Here is a 15,862-nt window from a genome sequence, read left to right as displayed (position 1 = left end):
GGGCACCGGATGACCAGGCAAAAGCCCGAAGTGACGCGCCGACGGTTCATACAATAGGCGCGTCGAGCCACCCCGGGGGCTCGATCCCCAGGGGAGGCGTTGCCGGCGTGAGCGGTGTCACAACAGTGCTGTTGCTGGTCATCCTGGCCACCGCCGTGGCCACCGGGGCCCGGCACTGGAGCATTCCCGCGCCGTCCCTGCTGGTGGTCGCCGGTGTGCTGGCCGGGCTGCTCCCGTTCGTCCCGCGGATCACCGTGCCACCGGAGGTGATCAGCGTGGCCGTGCTGCCGCCGCTGCTCTATGCCTCCGCGGAGGACATCTCCTGGCGCGAGCTGAAGGCGGTCTGGCGGCCCGTCACGGTGCCGGCGCTGGGGCCTCAGGCACTGCGGCGCAGGCCGCGCGCGAGGGAGGTCTTCAGCGTGCGCGGCAGCCGCCCGGTGCGGCGCAGCTCGTCGTAGGCGAACCGGGCGTCGCGCGCGGCCAGCCGGTAACGCAGGCCGGTGACGCCGCCGGGGAAGCGGTAGCCCTCGGGGCGGTGCCGGGCGAAGTGCGCGGCGATCCGGTGGAAGAAGTCCTTGCGCAACTCGGCGGGGACGAGCCCGGGGGAGTCGTAGACGGTCAGTGCCTGCTTGACGGTGCGCTCGAAGACCAGCGGGCTCAGCTCGCTGGGGCGCCGGTCCAGGAAGGCGAAGATGGCGTCGTACTGGGCGAAGGCGTCGGCGTGCCTGGGGGAGGAGGTCGCGGTGATCGCGCCGGGGCGGCCGCGGCGGTAGTTGTAGCAGGGGCGGTCGAGATAGCGCAGCCGTCCGGCGGCGAGCAGGGCCGGGTAGGTGACCGAGATGTCCTCGTAGTAGCCGCGTCCGAAGGCGACGTCCAGGCTGTCCAGGTACTCCCGGCGGAAGATCTTGTTCCAGACCGACATCACGCTCTGCAGCAGCGCCCGGTGCTCGGCGAGCGTGCAGCCGGCCTCCAGCGGCGAACCGGCCAGCACGTGCCGCCAGGGGTTGGGCTCGCTGCTCCCGTCCGGGTAGACGTGGGTGAAGCCGGTCAGCAGGACGTCGACCGGCTGCTCGCTCGCCCGCTCGGCGCGCAGCTCGGCCAGGACGGCGTCGAGCGTGCCGTCGGGGAGCCAGTCGTCGCTGTCGACGAACCAGATGTACTCGCCGTGCGCCTCGGGCAGGGCGGCCGCCCGGGCGCCGCCCAGGCCCTGGTTCTCGGTCAGGTGCAGGACGCGCAGACGGGGGTCTCGGGCCGCGTAGTCGTCCAGGATCTTGCCGCAGCCGTCGGGGGAGAGGTCGTCTACCGCGATCACCTCGATCTCCGCGGCCGCCTCGGCGTCCTGACCCGGCCGGCCGCCGAGGACGGAGTCCAGGCAGAGCGGCAGGAAGCGCTCCACGCCGTGGACGGGCAACACGATGCTGAGGAGGGGGCGCACGCTGTTCCTGTCTCCACGGTGGGGCCGGGTGGCGGTGGGACGGCCCACTCTAGTGCCGGGGCGCGGGCTGCCTGACGCGGCACTGGCGACCGCCGGTGCCACCGCCTGTGCGGCGGGGCACCGGCAGCCCGTTGGCGGCCCGGCCGACCCTCGGCGGCCGACCGCCGGTCCGTCCACCTTGGTCGAGCCGGGTCACCGCAGCGTTGAGGTGACCGAACAGTGGCTCAGGGGTGGCGGAAGGAGAAACAGGAGGCGCGTTCATGCGTTCATCAGTCGAATGACTGTAAGGACCGCAGAGCCCTACTTCCTGCTCAAACAGATATTGCTTGGACGTAACGGCCGCGTCAATCCCCCGTGTGTGTTCGGTTTCCGAATATTTCTCTTCAGCCTGTCAGGGGCATTGCCGGGGTTCCGCAGACCTCCTATATTGACGCGCAGTCTCATAGCGCGCTGCAGTATCCAGCGGTTCGGCTCCCCCACCTCTCCGCCGCCCGTACCTCTCCCCCCGGGAGCGCCCATGTCCGCGCAGCCCCCACTCCTCTCCTCCCCGCTGCCGCACCGCCCGGTCAGCCGGATCCTCAAGGCCGTCGTGCTGGTCCCGCTGGCCCTGGCGGCCGGCTACGTCTTCCTCTCCCTGACGCTGCTCAGCTCGCACACCGACGGCTTCTTCGCCTGGCGGATGTCCCCGGTCACCGCCACCCTGCTGGGCGCCGCCTACGGTGGCAGCTGCGCGATGCTGGCGCTGGCGGCCTGCACGGACAGCTGGGTCAAGGTGCGGGTGGCGGTCTTCGCCAGCTCCCTGTTCATGCTGTTGATGCTGGGCGCGCTGCTGCTGGGACGCGGTGAGATGCACCTGCGCGGCGGTGCCCTGGTGGGCTTCCTCAGCGCCTGGATCTGGCTGGGCGTCCATCTGCTGGCCCCCCTCGTCGGACTGGTGGGGCTGGGGGCGCAGTGGCGGATCCGCGGCGCGCTGCCGCCGCGCCCGCCGCGGCTGCCCTGGTGGGTCTCCGCGCCGATGGCCGTCAACGGGACGGCACTCGCCCTGGCCGGGGCCGTGCTCTACGTCGACCCGGCCCCGGCCGCCCGCCGCTGGCCGTGGCAGGCCGGACAGCTCGACGTCCGGGTGATCGGGGCCTGGTGCCTGGTCTTCGGGGTCGCCCTGCTGCTGAGCCGCCAGGAGGCCGAGCTGCGCCGGGTGCGCGGCGGCATGGCCGCCCTGGTCTGCACCGGCGGCTTCGGGCTGCTCGGGCTGGTGCGCTATGCCGACCGGGTCCACTGGGCCTCGCCGGGAGCGTGGCTGGTGGTGCTGGTGCTCTGCTCGCTGCTCGGGCTCGGACTCTCGGGCGTCGGGATCTCTGCCCTGCTCGATCCGCCGGAGATCACCCCCGCACCTCCGTCCGCCCCCGTGGTGCGCCCGGCCTGATTCGCTGTCAGCTGTGCGCCGGTCGGGGTCCGATGCCTGGTCAGAGACTGCGGCGGGGACGGGAATCGGCCGGTGTCCAGGATCCCGCCCCATCGATGCGCAGTCGTGACCGATGCCACGCGTCCCTGGTGACACGTGAGTTGTCATCACACGATACGGTGGCAGAACACCAGGACGGTTGCGCGAAGACCGTCCCTCACGGATAGTCTTCGCCTCACGGCCCTGGCGCCTCGTAGGGGTGGGAATCTCATGGAACACATGCAAGTGCGGAACAGGCCCCGAGTGCCGGCGATTCAGTGCGGCGTCGGGGCGACCGGTCGGCGGATCGACCGGCACCTGGCCGTGCTCGGCGCGCCCGCGCTCTCGGTGGTCGACACCGCCGAGGCGCTCGGCCTGATAAGGGAGCTGACGCCGCGTGGCGTGAGCACCCCGGCTGCTCCGCGTCGTACGGCGCGGGTGCTGCTGCTGGCCCCGCTGCGGCGGCTGAAGCGCAGTCTCTTCGGCAGCCGCGGATAGCGTCGGCCGCGGACCCGGTGGGCAGGAAACCGCCCACCGGGACTTTTGCGTTCCCGGACGCCCCGGATATGTGCGCGGATTCTTCACCGCCGCTTCGCCGGGATGGGTCAGGATGGGGGCCATGGCCGAGACCTTCCACTCCCAGACCTTCGAGATCATCACCGGCGACCAGGAAGTCGCCCTGGACATCACCGACCGCTGCACGGCCTTCCTGGACGACATAGCGTCCGGCCGGGACGGTCTGCTCAACGTCTTCGTCCCGCATGCCACCGCCGGTGTCGCGATCCTGGAGACCGGCGCGGGCAGCGACGACGACCTGCTCGCGGTGCTGCGCGACCTGCTGCCCGCCGACGACCGCTGGCGCCACCGGCACGGCAGCCCGGGCCATGGCCGCGACCACGTACTGCCCGGCCTGGTGGCCCCGCACGCGACGCTGCCGGTGATCGGCGGGCGCCCGGCGCTCGGCGTCTGGCAGTCGGTGGTGCTGATCGACACGAACCGGGACAACCCGCGGCGCACCGTGCGGCTCTCCTTCCTGGGCTGAGACGCGCTTGCCCCGGCCCGCCGGGAGCGGGTAGGAAGGCGGCATGACGGACGAGACGAGGACGTACTGCGCCGTGCCCGGGGCGGACGGGTCGGACGGGCCGGGCAGCCCGGGCGCGCTGGCCGCGCTCACCCCCGCCGTGGACGGGACGGGCCCGCGCGCCGACTGCGTGCTGTGCGGCGAGCCGACCGAGTTCCCGGCCGACCGGGCGGGCAGCACGCTCTGCCCGGTCTGCGCCTGGCAGCAGGCCCAGCGGATCGCCTGCGCCGGCTGACACCGTCCTGCCGGTCCTGCCGGTCCTGCCCGTCCGGGGGCCGGGCCGCCGCCCGGCCCCCGGACGGAGTCGTCAGCTGACGGCCAGCCAGCCCTGGGTGCCGCCCGCGTTGCCCGGGTTCACCACGACGGTGGAGCCCGCCGTGCCGGCGGCCGAGTCCAGCACGTATCCGGTCGCCCGGTTGGTGAGGGTCAGCGCGCCGCTGCCGGAGTTCTGGGTCACCACCCACTTCTGGTAGGCGCTGGCCGGGTCGTAGCCGTTCTGCACGGTGACCGCCGGACCGGAGCTGCCGGGCGCGGTGAGCGTGCCGTTGACCTGGGTGCCGGTGGAGCAGCGGTCGGAGATCCGGACGGTGCCGTCGCCGTTGGCGGTGAAGGTCCACTGCTCGGAGGTGTGGGTCGGGTCCCAGGCGTTGATGTCGGCGTTGCCGCCGGCGGGGGCGCTGCAGGTGCCGGCCACCTCCAGGACGTTACCGGCCGGGCCGCCGTTGGACAGGCTGTGGTACTTGCCGTCGCCGACGAGGGCCGGGGCGGTGTTCACGGTGGAGCCGCTGATCCGGTACATCGCCACCCCGTGCGGCGCGACCGTGGCGCTGATGCCGCCCGTGAAGGTGCCGGTGGCCTTGGTCCAGAGGTCCTGGTAGCGGTAGCCGGTGCCGTTGAGGCCGAGTGCGGCGAGGCTGGTGCTGATGGTCTGGCTGTTGGCCGGGTCCTGGTTGAGTAGCAGGACCGCGGTGTCGCCGTTCGAGAGCTGACGCTTGAGCACCACCGGTGCGGTCTGCGAGGTCGGCGCGCTGCCGACCAGGGTGGCGGGCCTGGCTAGGCTGTCCTGGTCGACCGCGATCACGCCGGCGTTCTTGTAGATCGCGAGCGAGGTGGCGCTCAGGCCGGTCGACCAGGTGGCGCCGTTGGACGTGTGCTGGGAGGCGGCCGCGCCGCGCAGGTCGGCGCCGGAGATCAGCGGCGAGGCCATCATCGACAGGATCGACAGCTCGGTGGCCGACTCGGTGTCGGTGAACGGCTTGTGGCACGTGCAGGTGTCGGTGACGCCGTACTCGCCGTAGGGGTCGACCCAGCCGGCGAACATCATGTCCATGTCGTTCCAGCTGCCCGGCTTGATGTTCGACGCGTACTGCAGCGACGTCCCCAGCGCGCCGCCGTAGAACACCCCGGTGAGGTCGCTGGCGCGGTCGCCGCCGATCCGGCAGAGGTTGGCGACCTGGCCGCACCAGATGCCGGTGGGGGCATAGCCCGGTGCGTTGTACTGCGGCGTGCCGGCCGCGGTGATCAGCGAGTCCGAGCGGGCCGGGTCGTTGGCCGCCTCCAGGGACGGCACGCCGGTGTGCACGGGCTGCGCCGAGACGCTCAGCACCACCTTGCGCCGGCCCTGCGCGGCGGAGGCGGCGTCCAGCGCCTTCTGGAAGGTCTGCACCCGGGCGTACATCGACTCGGTGAGCTCCTTCCCCTCGCCCTGGGTGCCGTAGTTGTGCCCGTCCGAGCCGGTGATCGGCGGGCCGTACGGGCAGTCGTCGTACTTGACGTAGTCGACGCCCCAGGCGACGAAGTCGGCGGCGTCGGTGCTCTCGTGGCCCAGGCTGCCGGGGTGGCTCTGGCAGGTGGTGTAGGTGTCGGTGCCGTACAGGCCGAACTTCATGCCTTTGCTGTGCGCGTACCAGGCGACGTACTGGATGCCGTTCAGCGTCTGCCCGTTGACGACCTGGTTGGGGAAGTTGGCCGGGTTCGGGATCAGGTGGCCGGTGGTCGGGTCGTTGCCGGTGCCGTCCGTGCCGCTGACGGGGTTGCCGTTGGTGTCGTAGAGCTGCAGGGCGCCGTAGGAGTTCTTCACCAGGTCGGTGGTCTGGCCGCTGCGGTGCCAGAGCGACCAGCCGTCGTCGATGGTCACGGTGTCGTAGCCGGCCGCCACCAGGCCGTTGGCCGCCATGGAGTCGATGGTGTCGGTCACCTGCTGCTCGGTGACGTTGGTCCCCAGGCTGTTCCAGGAGTTCCAGCCCATCGGCGGTGTCAGGGCGAGGCCGTTGCCCAGCTGGGGCGTCACGGTGGCCGCGGCGGCCACCGGGCTCGGGACCGCGCCGCTCAGCGTGGCGAGTGCCAGCATCGCCGACGAGAGCGAGACCGCCCCCAGCCGTCGCAGTCGCCGGTGCGAAGCGGCTGATCGGGATTCAAACATTCCAAACACCTTCCGTCGGGCGGGATGTGGGCCTGAGGGAAAATGTTTGGCCAACGCGCCCCATGTCGAGAAGTATTTGGTTTTGTTGGAATCTGTCAATGTCTGTGACAGGAACTGACAGAACTGATCAGCTGATCACCCAGCCCGTCTCTCAGCTCGCCTCCGGACCGGTGAGCTGGAGGGTCGAGCCCTGCCGGCCCTTGCGGACCAGCAGTTGAGCCGGGATCCGCTGGCGCAGATCCGCGACGTGGCTGACGATCCCGACGGCGCGGTCGCGCTCGCGCAGCCCGTCCAGCACGTCCATCACCTCCTCCAGGGCCTGCTCGTCCAGGGTGCCGAAGCCCTCGTCGATGAACAGGGTGTCCAGCGGCATGCCGCCGGCCTCGTCGGTCACCACGTCGGCCAGGCCCAGGGCCAGCGCCAGCGAGGCGAAGAAGCTCTCGCCGCCGGAGAGCGTGGCGGTGTCCCGCTCGGTGCCCGTCCAGGCGTCCACCACCAGCAGCGAGAGGCCCGAGCGGCGGTTGCCGGCGGCCCGCTGATCGCTGTGCGCCAGGGTGTAGCGGCCGCCGGACATCCGGACCAGCCGGGCGCTGGCCGCCGCCGCCACCTGTTCGAGACGGGCCGCCAGCACGTACGACTCCAGGCCCATCTTGAGGCGGTTGTCCCCGCCCGTCCCGCCGGCCAGCTGGGCCAGCCGGGTGATCCGGCCGAACTCGGCCAGCAGCGGCGCGAGTTCCTCGGCCAGCCGGGTCAGCAGGCCGCCCAGCCGGGCCAGTTCGGCCCGCCGCTCGCGGGCGGTGTGCTCGGTAGACGAGAGCGCCCGCAACCGGTCGACGGCCGCGCGCAGGCCCTCCCGGGCGGCCGTCGGATCGGCCGGTGGGCAGGTCGCCGCCGCCACCAGCGCGGCATCCGCCAGCAGGTCGGTGACCGCCGACCGCTCGGCGGCCCGCCGCTCCAGCCGCTCGCGCAACTCGGCCTGCCGCTCGGCCGGCATCCGGACGGCCTCGGCCTCCTGCGGCGTGTCGAAACCCGCCGCGTGCGCGGCTCGCAGCAGCTCGGCCTCGGCCTCGGCCAGTCGGGTGGCGGCCTCCTCGGCGGCGCGCGCGGCGCTCGCCGCGGCACCCAGCCGGGTGGCCAACCGGTCGAGACCGGCGGCCCGTTCGGCCACCGACGGGGCGTCGCCACGGGCCTCGGCGACCCGCTGGGCCAGCTCGTGGTGCTCGGCGGCCAGCGTCTCCAACCGCGCGGTGCGGGCCGCCACCCGCTCGCGGCTCTCGTGCAGCTGCTCGCCGTAGTGCTGGTGGCCGTGCTCCAGCCGCTCCCGGCGCTGGAGCAGGACGGTCAGCTGCTCGGCCGCGTGCAGCGCCGAGCGGTGCTCGCGGGTCAACGCGGCCACCTGCTCGGCCAGCTCGGCGGCCGGCTCCTCACCGGCGGTGCCGGCCGCGGTGGCCGCCCCCAGCTGGAGGCCGGTCAGCGCCTCGCGGGCCGCGCCCAGAGCCAGTTCGGCGGACTGCTGGACGGCTGCGGCGGCCTCTTCGTCCTGCGGGCGGACCGGCTCACCGGTCGGCGCGGCCGGGGCCGGGTGTGCGGCGGACCCGCAGACCCGGCAGGCCTCCCCGGCGCGGAGCCGGCCCGCCAGCTCGGCGGCCATCCCGTCCAGCCGGCGCCGACGCAGGTCGAGGGTGTGCTCGCGGGCGTCCAGCGCCGTCTTCTGCAGGCCGAGCAGCCCGGCCTCGGCCTCGGCGGCCAGGGCGCGCAGCTCGTCGCGGCGGCGGGCGGCGTCCAACCGCTGCGCGGTGTCGGCGCGGCGGGCCTCCAGCTGTTCGGTGCGGGCGGCGGCCTCGCGGGCCTGTGCCTCCTGCTCGCGCAGCGTGTCCGACTCGGCCTGATGGCCGGCCAGCCACAGTTCGGCCTCCTCGGCGAGTTCCTCGGCCTGGCGGCGGTCGGCGGCCTCGGTGGACTGCTCGGCGAGGAGTGCGGCGCAGCGGCGCTCGTCCTCGGCGGCCGCCCGCAGCCGCCCGATCGCCTCCCGCACGCCCGCCTCGGCGGCGGTCAGCTCGGCCACACCGGCCGCCGCCTCGGGGGCGTCGCCGAGCCGGCGGCGCTGCTCGGCCTCGGCCGCGGCGGCCCGCCGCCGTCCGTCCGCGGCGCCGGCCCGCAGCCGCAGCGCCGACTCCACACCGACCGCGGCCTGCGCCAGCGCCAGCCGCTGCCGCTCGGCGGCCTCCTGCTCCTCGGTGGCCGCCAGGGTGGCCGCCCGGTCCAGCGCCGCGCGGTGCTGACGCTGACGGCCCGCCAGCTCCTCGGCCGCCGACAGCTCCTGCTGGGCGGCCCGCTGGTGCTCCTCGGCACCGGCCAGCGCGGCCTCGGCGACGGCCAACTGCTCGGCCGCGCCGCTGCGCAGGACGGCGGCCCAGCCGAGCGCGGCCCCGGCGAGGTCGTCCGCGGTTCGGGGCTCGCCCTCCGCCGGGATCCACTCGGCGGCCGGTTCGGCGCCCGGCCCGGCCGCCTGCTCGGTGCGGCTGACCAGCTCGCGCAGCCCCCGCAGGCCGGCCTGCACGGCGGCCTCCTGCCGGCGGCGGCGCTCGGCCAGCCAGTCCTCCACCCGGCCGAACCGGGCGGTGTCGAACAGCTTGCCGAGCAGCTCGGCGCGGTGCGTGGCGTCGGCCTTCAGGAACCGCGCGAAGTCGCCCTGCGGTAGCAGCACCACCTGGCAGAACTGCTCGCGGCTCATCCCGATCAGGCGCAGGATCTCCTCGCCGGTCTCCTGGTGCGAGCGGCTGCCCGCCCGCCAGCCGGGCGCGCCCTCGCCCGCGTCGGCGGCCCACTCGCGCAGCAGGGTCTGCGCCTTCTCCGGGGTCCAGCCGGTGCCGCGCTTCTTGGGGCGCAGCTGCTCGGGGATCCGGGTGATCTCCAGCCGCCGCCCGCCGAGCGTCAGCTCCAACCGGACCTCGGTCAGCCGGTCCGGGGCGGCGTGGTCGCTGCGCATCCTGTTCGCCTTGCGGCTGCCGGGCAGCTCGCCGTAGAGGGCGTAGCAGACCGCGTCGAGCACGCTGCTCTTGCCCGCGCCGGTCGCCCCGCGCAGCAGGAAGAGGCCGCCGGTGGAGAGCGCGTCGAAGTCGACCTCCTCGCGGCCGGCGAACGGGCCGAAGGCGGTGACGGTCAGCCGGTGCAGTCTCATCGGGGCAGCTCCCGGGTGCGGTCGTCGGACTCGCGGACGTGTTCGAAGCCCTCGCGCAGCCAGTCGCGCTCGGTCGCGTCCAGCTCGATGCCGGGGCGTACGTGCCGCACGAAGCTCTCGGCGACCTCCAGGTCGTCGCGGCCGCGGACCCGGGCCGCGTAGGAGGGCAGGCCGTCGCCGCTCTCCTCGGCCGGTTCGAAGACCAGCTGGAGGGTGTGCGGGAAGCGGCGGCGCAGGCGTTCCATCGGATCGGCGGGACGGCCCGGGTCGGTCAGCGTCGCCTGCACCCAGGACTGCTCGTGGGCCTCTAGCGCCGGATCCTCCAGCAGCTCCGCCAGCCGTCCGCGCAGCCGTTTGAGCGGGCGCGGGACCGGGCAGTCCAGCCGCTCGGCGCTCACCGAGCCGTCGGCGGCCAGGTCGACCAGCCACATGCTCTTGCGCTGGAGCTCTTCGGAGAAGGAGTAGGCCAGCGGGGAACCGCTGTAGCGCAGGTGCGGGGCCAGCGTCTGGGCGCCGTGCAGGTGGCCGAGGGCCGCGTAGTGCACGCCGTCGAAGACCGCGGCCGGGACGCTCGCCACGCCGCCCACCGCGATGTCGCGCTCGCTGTCGCTGGCCGCGCCGCCGGTGACGAAGGCGTGCGCCAGGACGACCGCCCGGGTACCCGCCGGGCGGGCCGCCAGATCGGCGCGGACCTGGTCCATCGCGGCGCCGAGCACCGCCGCGTGGCCGCCGCGCTCCAGGCCGAAGCGCTCGCGGACCAGCAGCGGCTCCAGGTACGGCAGCCCGTAGACGGCGACCGGGCCGTGCGCGTCGGCCAGCAGCACCGGGGTCGCGCAGCCCTGCGGGTCGGTGCGCAGGTGGATCCCGGCGCGGCCGATCAGACCGGCGCCGACGCCCAGGCGGCGGGCCGAGTCGTGGTTGCCGCTGATGAAGACGGCCGGCACGTCGAGGTCGGCCAGCCGGTGCAGCACCTCGTCGAAGAGCCCGACCGCCTCCAGACCGGGCAGCGCGCGGTCGTAGACGTCCCCGGCGACGAGCACGGCGTCGACCTGCTGCTCGCGGACCACCGCCACCAGATGGTCGAGGAAGGCGCGCTGGGCGTCGAGCAGGCTCTCCCGGTGGAAGGAGCGGCCCAGGTGCCAGTCCGAGGTGTGCAGCAGTCGCATGGGGTGTGCTCCGGGAGGGCGGCTGGGGCGGTTGGGCGGGGGAGGTGCTTCGAGGGTCGAGGGGCGAGTGGGGCGTCGGGGGGCTGGACGGTCTACAGCGGCGACCCTAGCAACGGGGACTGACATTCCGTGGTGGTCTGCGATTGCTCACGCTCGGTGACGGAGCGTGGATTGTCAGTCGCTCTGTGTATGGTCGGCGGCGTCGGCCCACCGGGGGTTCCCGGGGGTCGGTGGTGGTCCGTCCGTTCGATCCAGGGAGGCCGTCATGTCCGAGAAGTCGCAGCAGCGCTCGCAGCAGCGCCGTCGTCCCGCCGGGCGTCCGGCTGACCGGCGGCCGGCTGGTGCGGCGCCCCTGGTGGGGCTGCCGCCGGGGTTCGGCGGTGGCGGGGGAGCCGCTGGGGGTGGTGGCGGTGGTAGTGGCGGCGGCGGGGCCCGGCCGATGGCCGGTCTGCGGGCGGGTGGTGCGCCGCTGGTGCAGCCGGTCGCGCTCGCGCTGGCGGCGGACGCGATCGACTTCCGCCGCCTGGGCCGCGACGGCGTCTTCGGCGGGACCGACTACCCGGGGTACCTGGATCGCACGCAGGTCCAGCTCCGGGCCGCGCTCGACCAGGGCTTCGAGGTCCACCTGCGGGTGCTGGAGCCCCTCGATTTCGCGGACTTCTGCGCGGCGCGCGGGCTGGCCCCGCAGGACCCGGCCGCCCGGGTGGCGTACGCGGCGGATCCGGAGTTGGCCGGGGAGCCGTTCGTCTACGACGGCGCGGCCCTGTCCGAGCTGCTGCCCGCGCTGGTGGCGGACCACCTGGCCAGGGTGCGGATCTCGGTGGCCTACCAGGAGCTGCTCGACGCGACGGCGCGGCCGGGGGACGCGGCGCCGCCGGGCCGATCGGCGCCGCCGCCAGCGGATCCGTCGGGCCTGTCGGGCCCGTCGGGCCCGCCAGGGGCGTCGTCCGCCGTCGGGCTGCGGGCGGCGGCGGAGCTGCTGGAGTACGTCGCCGCGGTGTACCTCGCGCTGCTGGCCGGGCTGGGGGAGGGGTGCCACCGCTTGGTGCTGCGGTTCGACGCCGCGCCGGGTGTCGAGAGCCGTGACGACGACGGGCCGGTGGCGACGGCGGAGCTCTGCGCCGAGCACGCGCGGCGCTACCTCCCGGCGCGCGAGGCGGAGGCCTTCTGCGTCACGCTGGCGGCCGGTCTGGGCGCGGGCCGGGCGGGCGAGTTGCTGGCGTACAGCGCCCGCCATGAGGGTGCGCGGTCCGTGCCGGGCGCGCGGTCCGGGCGCGGTGGGCGCGACGGGCGCGGTGGGAGCCGCGGGCGGGAGCGGCCGCGGGTGGTCCGTGGCTGGGCGTTGGCCGCCGGTCGGCTGTCGGCCCTGGACGCGGACGGCGTGCGGGCGGCGCTGGCCCGGCCCCCGTCCGCTGTGCCCGACGCCACCGGCGGGGTGACGGGTCCGCTGCGGGTGCGGTCCGGGTTCGCCCTGCCGGAGCCGTCCGGCCGCGGGACCGCGCCCGGGGCGGGTGGTGGGCCGATGGTCTGACGCCTCAGGGTTCGGCATCGGGGCCCGTCCGGGCGGGGTGCGGCGCTGCGTCCTTGCCCCGTGCGGCTGCGAGGACTGTTCATCGACCGCCTGTTCGGGGAAGATCAACAGGTCGGAGCCTGCGGTGGTGTGCGCCCGCGCGCCGCCGCCCGACCGCCGGCACCTGCGCCAGCCCCGACTCCCGCGCAGGCACGGTGACCGAATCCAGGACGACCGGCCCGAGAGCCCGACGGCGGAGGGGGACGCATGCAGCGGATCGAGTACAGCGCGGAGATCGCCGACCTGCTCGGCCGGGTCCGGCGCCGTCCGGCCGCGGGCTGGCCGTGGCGCCCCGACGAGCCGGTGCCGTCGTGGCTGCCGGTCAAGCAGTCCTGGGGCTGGCTCTTCGCGCGCGACGGCCGGGTGCTGACCCTGGTCAACCCGAAGGACGGCATCGTCAGCCTGCCCGGCGGCTCGCTGGAGCCCGAGGACGCCGGGGACCCGGGGGCGGCGCTGGCCCGCGAGGCGGCGGAGGAGGCTCAGGCGGTGATCGGGCCCGCGCACTACCTGGGCTACCTCTACGACCGGGTCGGTTCGGCGAACGGCGGCCATGAGTGCGCCCGGGTGCGGATGACGGCGGCCCTGCACACGGTGGGCCCGAGCGTGCCCGACCCGGCCTCCGGGCGCCACTACCGGCGGCTGCTGGTCGCGCCCGGTCTGGCCGTGGAACTGCTCGGCTGGGGTGAACCGGGCCTGCGGCAGGCCAGGGCCGCGGTGCGCGCGGCGGTGCGCACCCTCGCCGTGCCCGCGGCGGCGAACGAGGCGATCGAGGAGCTGCCGGCGGGCGGCTGCGAGGTCTTCCCGATACCCGGCTGACGGATTGTCGGTTGGCGGAGTATCACTGAGCGGTTACCACTGAGCGATTGTCACCGAGCGTGACGATCGCGGTGGTTTCGCGCTCCCGTGCGCCGGGTCGCCGGCGGGTGCGCCGCCGTCCGCTTCCTCCCGCCCTGCCCCGCTGTGCCCCGGATCGACGGGGGCGGGTGCGATGTCCGTTCTGCGGCGGCCGAGCCCCCGGGGTATCAGGGGCCTTGCCGGTCAGGGCGATATCGGCCGACATCGGGGGACATGGTGCGACGCCGTACTGACAATCGGGCCAACTCCAGGTCCCGGTACGAGAATTCCCGTCAACAACTTTGGCATGGGCACTTCCCCCGACGCAGCGTCACTGGTACCACATAGTGACCCGTGTCACAGTCCCGTGGAGGTCCGATGCGTCCCGTCCGTGCTGTCTCCGTTGCCGCCATGGCGTTCCTGCTGGCGGTCGCGACGTTCTTCCTGGCCTCACCCGCCAACGCCGCTACGGTCAGATACGTAGCGTTGGGAGATTCCTACTCGTCCGGCGTGGGGGCCGGCAACTACACCAGCTCCAGCGGCAGCTGTGAGCGCAGCACCAGCGCCTACGCCAGCCTGTGGGCCGCGGCGAACGCCCCCTCCTCCTTCACCTTCGTCGCGTGTTCCGGCGCCACGACCGGTGACGTGCTGAACAGCCAGCTGTCCGCCCTGAGTTCCTCCACCACCCTGATAAGCCTCACCATCGGCGGCAACGACGCCGGCTTCTCCAACACCATGGAGACCTGCGTGCTGGACGGCACCAGCTCCTGCCTCAGCGCGGTGCAGACCGCGGAGGCGTACGCCAACAACACCCTGCCCGCCCTGCTCGACAACCTCTACGCCGCCATCCACGCCAAGTCGCCCAGCGCCCACGTCGTGGTGATGGGCTACCCGGAGCTCTACCAGATCAACGGGAGCTGCTGGTTCGGCATCAGTGACACCTCGCGCAGCGCGATCAACGGCGCTGCCGACACCCTGGACTCGGTGATCTCCCAGCACGCCGCCCGGGCCGGCTTCACCTTCGCCGACGTCCGCGGCAACTTCTCGGGCCACGAGATCTGCAACGACGACCCGTGGCTGCACAGCACCACGCTGCCGATCGACCAGAGCTACCACCCCACCGCCGACGGCCAGCAGTACGGCTACCTGCCGGCCTTCACCGCCGCGGCCTGATTCCCGGGGCCCGATTCCGGGCGGCCTGATCCCACGAGCCTGATTCCTCGCCGCAGCGCCGCACGCGCTGTGCCGGTGCCGCGGTCTCACCGCCGTGGCACCGGCACAGTCCGCTGAACGCACCGCCGCCCCGGGCAGCGTCTGCTCGGGGCGGCGGGCGTCTCGGGGTCGGGCGGGATCAGCAGGGGCCGTCGTCACCCCAGACGCCCCACTGGCCGCTCGCGGTCGGAATCTCGTTCAGCGTCCACCACTTGGCGTGGTAGTTGTGCCCGTTGTAGGACACCTTGCTGCCCGCGGTGTAGGTGCTCGTCGCGCTCCACGGCGCGGCCGTGCAGGTGCCGGGAGAGCTGGGGGGCGTCACCGGCGGGGTCACCGGGGGCGTGACGGGCGGCGTGGTCGGCGGGGTGACGGGCGGCGTCGCACCGGCGAACTTCACCGTGTACTTGGTGAAGTCCCAGTCGTTCTGCGCCACGCTGGAGCAGGCGCCCGACAGGCCCGGGTCGACCGTCCCGGCGCACTGCCGGTCGCGGTTGACGGACCAGAAGGTGTAGCGGGCCAGCCCGTTGGCGGTGGCGAAGTTCAGCACGGTCTGGAAGTCGGCCTGGCTGAAGTACTCGGCCGCGTCGGTGCGCCCGTTCATCATCGAGATGCCCTCGTGCGCGTACGCGGTGGCCGCGTTCCAGCCGAAGGTGTTCTGCAGGATGGTGTTGAAGCTCACCAGCGCGGCGGTCTGCGCGGCGCCGCCGTTGAAGCCGCCGTCGAACGGCATGATCGAGAAGTTGTTCGGCGTGAAGCCCTGCGACTTCGCCTCGTTCAGCATCTGGGTGCCGAACCAGCCGGTTCCGGCGGTGGTCCCGGCGGTGGTGATAGAGATGTAGATGCCGGGGTTGTTCTGCTGGAGGATCTTGGCCGCGCCGATCTCGTTGTGGATCGCCGCGGTGTTCTCGTACTCCGGCTCCTCCAGGTCGAAGTCGATCGCGTGCAGGCCGTACTTGGTGACGACCTTCTGGTACGCGGCGGCGGTGGCCTCGGGCGTCCCGCAGCCCTGGCCGAGCTTGTTGCCGCCGTAGCCGCCGAAGGAGACCGAGACGTCGCCGCCCTTGCCGCGGATCGTCTGGATCACGGCCGGCATGACGGTGTCGGTGTCGATGGACGAGGTGCCGCCCCAGGCCGGGGTGCAGCCGCCGGAGTCCAGCACGAAGGCGAGCTGGAAGGCCTTCTGGCCGGTGGCGTCCATGACCGCGGCGGCGTCCGGCGGGGTGTTGTCCTCGGGCATCAGGTACGGCGCCGAGGCGTACCAGTTGCTGCTGAGCGCCCCGGTGGTGGCGGCCGTGGTGGTGGAGGCGAGGGCGGAGCCGCCGCCGGCGACGGCGGCCACGCCGCCGGCCAGCAGGCTGAAGGCGGCGACGGCCACCGCGGTGGCGGTGCGGCGGCGGTGTCGGCGGGTGGGCGCGCCGACGGCGGCGGCGGGCTGGGGGGACGGCGTGGCGCGATCCATCGAGTCTCCAGAGGGCGGCAGTGGGGGAGAGCCGTCCCGCGCGATGTGGGGGCGCGCGGGG

Annotated in this window: 12 protein-coding genes and 1 pseudogene; 8 read left to right on the top strand and 5 right to left on the bottom strand. The window is 73.8% G+C overall.

Features of this window, described 5'->3' with window-relative positions; all coding sequences use genetic code 11:
* Window positions 1-107: 107 nt before the first annotated feature.
* Window positions 108-374, top strand: a pseudogene (locus BS80_RS11495) (cation:proton antiporter domain-containing protein); the annotation flags it as partial.
* Window positions 375-376: 2 nt separating this feature from the next.
* On the opposite strand, the gene BS80_RS11490 reads toward BS80_RS11495, so the two are convergent.
* Window positions 377-1,435: a glycosyltransferase family 2 protein gene (locus tag BS80_RS11490; protein ID WP_198045490.1), complete on the bottom strand. Its 1,059-nt coding sequence runs from the start codon at window positions 1,433-1,435 to the stop codon at window positions 377-379.
* Between the two features lie 517 nt (window positions 1,436-1,952).
* Between BS80_RS11490 and BS80_RS11485 the strand changes: the two genes are divergently transcribed.
* The 4 genes from BS80_RS11485 to BS80_RS11470 all read left to right on the top strand — a co-directional run bounded on the left by BS80_RS11485 (window position 1,953) and on the right by BS80_RS11470 (window position 4,192).
* Window positions 1,953-2,858, top strand: a complete 906-nt coding sequence (locus BS80_RS11485; RefSeq protein ID WP_035796147.1) for a hypothetical protein — start codon at window positions 1,953-1,955, stop codon at window positions 2,856-2,858.
* A gap of 249 nt (window positions 2,859-3,107) precedes the next feature.
* Complete coding sequence (locus BS80_RS11480; protein ID WP_035796144.1) at window positions 3,108-3,374, top strand: hypothetical protein; 267 nt, start codon at window positions 3,108-3,110, stop codon at window positions 3,372-3,374.
* A gap of 121 nt (window positions 3,375-3,495) precedes the next feature.
* A complete protein-coding gene (locus BS80_RS11475; RefSeq protein ID WP_035796141.1) occupies window positions 3,496-3,918 on the top strand; it encodes a YjbQ family protein in 423 nt (140 codons plus the stop codon).
* A gap of 43 nt (window positions 3,919-3,961) precedes the next feature.
* Window positions 3,962-4,192, top strand: coding sequence for a hypothetical protein (locus tag BS80_RS11470; protein ID WP_035796138.1), 231 nt, complete (start codon window positions 3,962-3,964; stop codon window positions 4,190-4,192).
* Between the two features lie 72 nt (window positions 4,193-4,264).
* Here the strand turns inward: BS80_RS11470 and BS80_RS41810 are convergent, their stop codons facing one another.
* The 3 genes from BS80_RS41810 to BS80_RS11455 all read right to left on the bottom strand — a co-directional run bounded on the left by BS80_RS41810 (window position 4,265) and on the right by BS80_RS11455 (window position 10,726).
* On the bottom strand, window positions 4,265-6,379 hold the full coding sequence (locus BS80_RS41810; RefSeq protein ID WP_083974526.1) for an alpha-galactosidase: 2,115 nt from the start codon (window positions 6,377-6,379) through the stop codon (window positions 4,265-4,267).
* Between the two features lie 151 nt (window positions 6,380-6,530).
* Entirely contained in the window at window positions 6,531-9,560 is a 3,030-nt protein-coding gene (locus BS80_RS11460) for an AAA family ATPase (RefSeq protein ID WP_035796134.1), read from the bottom strand.
* A complete protein-coding gene (locus BS80_RS11455; protein ID WP_035796132.1) occupies window positions 9,557-10,726 on the bottom strand; it encodes an exonuclease SbcCD subunit D in 1,170 nt (389 codons plus the stop codon). Before BS80_RS11455 ends, BS80_RS11460 begins: the two co-directional genes overlap by 4 nt.
* Window positions 10,727-10,991: 265 nt before the next feature.
* Here BS80_RS11455 and BS80_RS11450 point away from each other — a divergent pair, with 265 nt between their 5' ends.
* The 3 genes from BS80_RS11450 (at window position 10,992) to BS80_RS11440 (ending at window position 14,303) form a co-directional block, all read left to right on the top strand.
* Entirely contained in the window at window positions 10,992-12,257 is a 1,266-nt protein-coding gene (locus BS80_RS11450) for a hypothetical protein (RefSeq protein ID WP_157536158.1), read from the top strand.
* Window positions 12,258-12,503: 246 nt separating this feature from the next.
* Window positions 12,504-13,112 (top strand): hypothetical protein, encoded by a 609-nt coding sequence (locus BS80_RS11445; RefSeq protein WP_063771941.1) that lies wholly within the window; start codon window positions 12,504-12,506, stop codon window positions 13,110-13,112.
* 396 nt (window positions 13,113-13,508) lie between these two features.
* Entirely contained in the window at window positions 13,509-14,303 is a 795-nt protein-coding gene (locus BS80_RS11440) for an SGNH/GDSL hydrolase family protein (protein ID WP_035796128.1), read from the top strand.
* Window positions 14,304-14,481: 178 nt separating this feature from the next.
* Here BS80_RS11440 and BS80_RS11435 read toward each other — a convergent pair whose 3' ends face one another.
* Window positions 14,482-15,801 (bottom strand): chitinase, encoded by a 1,320-nt coding sequence (locus BS80_RS11435; protein ID WP_083974524.1) that lies wholly within the window; start codon window positions 15,799-15,801, stop codon window positions 14,482-14,484.
* Between the last annotated feature and the right edge of the window lie 61 nt (window positions 15,802-15,862).

The sequence above is a fragment of the Kitasatospora mediocidica KCTC 9733 genome, assembly GCF_000744225.1.
GTDB classification, from domain to species: domain Bacteria; phylum Actinomycetota; class Actinomycetes; order Streptomycetales; family Streptomycetaceae; genus Kitasatospora; species Kitasatospora mediocidica.
This window is presented reverse-complemented; position numbering and strand designations above follow the sequence as displayed.